4 protein-coding genes are annotated in these 3,954 nt (G+C 75.0%); all 4 read right to left on the bottom strand.

Features of this window, described 5'->3' with window-relative positions; genetic code table 11:
- Nucleotides 1-273: helix-turn-helix domain-containing protein (locus B7L92_RS27920; protein ID WP_081240121.1), on the bottom strand; the 273-nt coding region annotated here is incomplete at its 3' end.
- Nucleotides 274-404: 131 nt separating this feature from the next.
- On the bottom strand, nucleotides 405-815 hold the full coding sequence (locus B7L92_RS27915; protein ID WP_081240120.1) for a VOC family protein: 411 nt from the start codon (nucleotides 813-815) through the stop codon (nucleotides 405-407).
- 162 nt (nucleotides 816-977) lie between these two features.
- Nucleotides 978-1,328 (bottom strand): WhiB family transcriptional regulator, encoded by a 351-nt coding sequence (locus B7L92_RS27910; RefSeq protein WP_081240119.1) that lies wholly within the window; start codon nucleotides 1,326-1,328, stop codon nucleotides 978-980.
- A 463-nt stretch (nucleotides 1,329-1,791) separates the two neighbouring features.
- On the bottom strand, nucleotides 1,792-3,954 hold a 2,163-nt coding region (locus B7L92_RS27905), incomplete at its 5' end, for a DEAD/DEAH box helicase (protein WP_107501622.1).

Raw genomic sequence — 3,954 nt, 5'->3', positions numbered from 1 at the left:
GACCTCGGCGACGCCGAGGTCGCCGTGGAGCAGCAGCACGGTCGCGCGCTCGACGCGACGTGCCGTCAGGTACGCGTACGGCGACCTGCCGTAGGCCAGCCGGAACTGGCGGCCGAGGTGCCCGGGGGCCATGCCCGCGCCGCGGGCGAGCGCCTCGACGTCGAGCGGCCGCGCGTACTCCCGGTCGATCCGGTCGCGGACGCGGCGCAGGCGGGCGAAGTCGCTCAGGCGCTGCGCCGCGGCGCGGGCGCGCCCCCACGAGGGGTGACACACGAGGGGCTCCTTCTCGTCAGGGCTTTTCGCTGCGGCTTCTCGCCGGGGTTTCTCGTCGGGACCGGTGGGCGCACGGCCGGGCGCCCACCGGTGTGACCGGTGGGTGCCCGGCGGTGACGCGGCCGGAGGGTTCAGCGGAGTTCCTGGATGCGGACCAGGTTGCCCGCGGGGTCGCGGAAGGCGCAGTCGCGGATGCCGTACGGCTGCTCGGTCGGCTCCTGGACGACCTCGGCGTCACGGGCCTGCACCTTCTCGAACGTGCCGTCGAGGTCCGGGGTGGCCAGCAGGATCCAGCCGTAGGTGCCCTTGGCCATCATCTCGGTGATGGTGCGGCGCTCGTCCTCGGTGAGCCCGGGGTCGGCGGTCGGCGGCGCCAGGAGGATGGACGTACCGGGCTGGCCGGCGGGGCCGACCGTGATCCAGCGCATCTTGCCCTGTCCGACGTCGTTGCGGACCTCGAAGCCGAGGACGTCGCGGTAGAAGGCCAGGGACGCGTCCGGGTCGTCGTGCGGGAGGAAGGTCGTGTGAATGGTGATGTCCATGGCGTTCAGGCTAGGTACGGCCCCGTGACCCGCGCTTCTCCGTTCCTGACCGATACGGCCCGACCGATGCGGCCCGACCGGTCCGGCCCCGCCACCGGCGCCCACCGCGGGCGCCGGGACCGGCGGCCGGGACGAAGAAGCCCTCCGCCGGCCCGGCGGCGCTCACGGGCCCGGGTCACCGTCGCTCTCCGGCTCCCGCCGCCTCCTCCGGACCCGCTCGCCCGCCGAGTCGTCGAGCAGCGCACGACTGATGGCGCGGCGCTGCCCGGCGGTGGTCCCGCCCCAGACGCCGGCGTCCTCCCCCTGCTCGAGGGCCCAGGAACGGCAGGCGAGCAGGACGCGGCAACGGCGACAGACCGCACGGGCGGCGGCGACCTGCGGGTCGTCCTCCCGCTCGCTCAGGGGGAAGAACAGCTCGGGATCCTCACCGACGCAAGCGGCCTCACGGATCCACGGACGGGCGGTGGGCGGCTCGGTGCCGAAGAGGCCAAAGGGAACGGAACGAGTGAGCACGTCGATCCTCCGCGTCGTGCCGGCTGGGCCGGCGGGTGGCTGCGGCAAGGCGATACCGCAGGCCCGGCAGAGGTCGTGCCCTCCACTGTACGGCGCACCGTGTCCCGCGGCACCGGGAGAAGCCCCGCTCCGCGGACGGCTCCTCCCGCCTCCGGCGACTCGGCCGCCCCGGCCCGGATAAGGAAGCGCGGGGCACCGGCGTGACGGGCGGCTCGGTCCGGACCTCGCGCGTCCCGGGGGCAGGTCGACGCGCCGGTCCGCGTCGAGTACGTCATCGCGTTCTCCGCCTCCGACAGCCGCACACCTGCGGCGACCGCCTTCCTGCGGATGCTCGGCGTCCCGGACGGGCGCGACGCGCCATGAGGCCGGCCCGGCTCGCGGTTCCCGCCCCGGCCGCCGACGCGCCGGAGCCCCGCCCGGCCCTCCGCTTCCCTCCGCTTCCCTCCGTCCGGCGCGGCCCGGCTCATCCGGGTGCCGCGCCCCTCCCGTCCGTCACGCCCAGGCGTGCCTGCTCCTCCTCGACGATCCGGCGCGCCAGCTCGGCGTCCGAGACGTCGACCGCGTCCGGGGTGGCCTCGGCCACGGCACTGCGGCGGGCGTAGGCGTCGAACAGCCGGGTCTTGTCCTCCAGCATCCTCACCAGGCGTTCGTCCACTCCCCCGGTGGCGAGGAGGCGGTGCACGCGGACCGGCCTGACCTGGCCCATGCGGTGGGCCCGGGCCACCGCCTGGTGCTCGAGGGTCGGCTTGATCTGGGGTTCGCAGAGGACGACGACCGAGGCGGCCTGCAGGTTGAGGCCGACGCCCGCCGCCTGGATCTGCGCCAGGAGCACCGCGGGCCCCGGGGCACCGGCGAAGTCGTCGACGAGCCGCTGCCGCCGCCCGGCCGGGACGCTCCCGGTGAGCGGACCGAACACCCGGGTGCCGGCGGCGAGTGCCTCCTCCACCAAGCCCAGGACGTCCCTGAAGTAGGAGAAGACCACCGTCTTCTGCCCGTTCTCCCCGGCCTCCTGGACGATCTCCCGGAGCCGGCCCAGCTTGGCCGACGTCCCGGGGCGCAGGTACGCGGCCCTGCGCATCGCCATGAAGTTGCCGGCGCGCACGGCCTCGCGGTAGGCCTCCTCGTCCGAAGCGCTCAGCTCCTCCCACTCGTCGGTCTGCTGGAGGCTCGGCAGTTCCGTCAGCACGTCCTCCTGGTTGCGCCGCAGGTAGACCGGGGCGACGGCCTTGCGGAAGGCGACCGATCCGGCCAACGTGTCCCGCTCGCCCAGGGATTCCGCGACGTCGGGATCGAGCATCCGGACCAGGTCGCGGAACTCCGCGACCCTGTTCTCCATCGGGGTCCCGGTCATGAAGAGGGCGCGCTCGCAGCGCTCCGCCCACCGGGCGACCGCCTGGGACCGCTGGGCCTGCGGATTCTTCACGAAGTGCGCCTCGTCGACCACGAGCAGCCCGACCTCCCCTCCGCCCGGCGCGGGGAAACCGCGCAGCGCGTCGAACGTGGTCACCCCGACCCCGCCCCGCCCCTTCCAGTCGGCGAACGCGTCGTGCCGGTCGGGGCCGTGCAGCACCGTGACGCGCAGGGCGCTGCGGGCCTCGATCTCCCGGGTCCAGTTCACGAGGACGCTCGCCGGACAGACGACCAGGAAGTGGCTCTGTCCCTCGGCGGCCAGGTGGGCCAGCACGGCGATCGCCTGGACGGTCTTGCCCAGGCCCATCTCGTCACCGAGCATCACCTTGCGCTGCGCGAGGGCGAACCGCGCGCCGAACGCCTGGTAACCGCGCAGGGAGACCCGCCGGTGGGAGTCGTCGAGGTGCTGGGCCCGTACCCGCTCGGCGATCCCGTCCGGCAGGAAGCCCTCGACGGCGGCCGCGTCGGGCGGCCGCCCGGAGATCTCGGCGAGCAGGCTGTAGTACTCGGCGGAGCGGAGTTCGAAGTCCACCCAGGCCTCGACGTCGGACGAGGGCCCCCGCAGCAGGTCCACCGAAGCCTGCGCGAACAGTCCGGGCAGGTCCGCCTGCTCCGCCTCGTCCACCAGCGACCGGATCTCGTCGACCGCCGCCAGCGCGCGGGCCCGCTTGTCCCGGCCCGCCAGGAGCATCCGGATCCGCCCGGCGGCCGGCCCGGCGTCGGCCAGCAACGGACCGAGCCGTTCCGACAGGGCGGCGGCCTTGTCGACCGCGCGCCGGGCGTCCGGGCCGGCCGCCACCAGGACGTGCAGGGCCACGACGAGCGCGGTGGTGCCCGGTTCCGGCCGGTCCACGTCGATGTGGACGGCCGCGGTCTCGTACGCGGCCTCGGAGAGCCGGCGGGCGGCGGCGAGCACCTGGTCGACGGTGCGCTGCCCGACACCGGGGATCTGCCGCAACCGGTAGGGGCCCGCTTCGAGCACACCGCCCACCGTGCGCAGTCCGCTCCTCTCGACGCTCCCCAGCCGCAGCCGCCCTTCGGTGACGTCCTGCAACCGGGCGACGGGGATGGCGTCGAGCTCCCGCTTCACCTCCGCGTCGTGGAGCGGCCGCAGCGCCGCCCGTACGGCCTCGACCGCCCTGCCGTGATCACCGGCCACGGCCTGCGCCGCCTCGTACAGCCGCGCCCCCCGCGCGACCGCGTCCCGCTCACCAGC

Origin of the sequence: Streptomyces viridosporus, assembly GCF_002078235.1 — a bacterium.
Taxonomy (GTDB): domain Bacteria; phylum Actinomycetota; class Actinomycetes; order Streptomycetales; family Streptomycetaceae; genus Streptomyces; species Streptomyces viridosporus.
The sequence above is the reverse complement of the archived record's forward strand: the minus strand, read 5'-3'. Positions and strand labels throughout refer to the sequence as shown.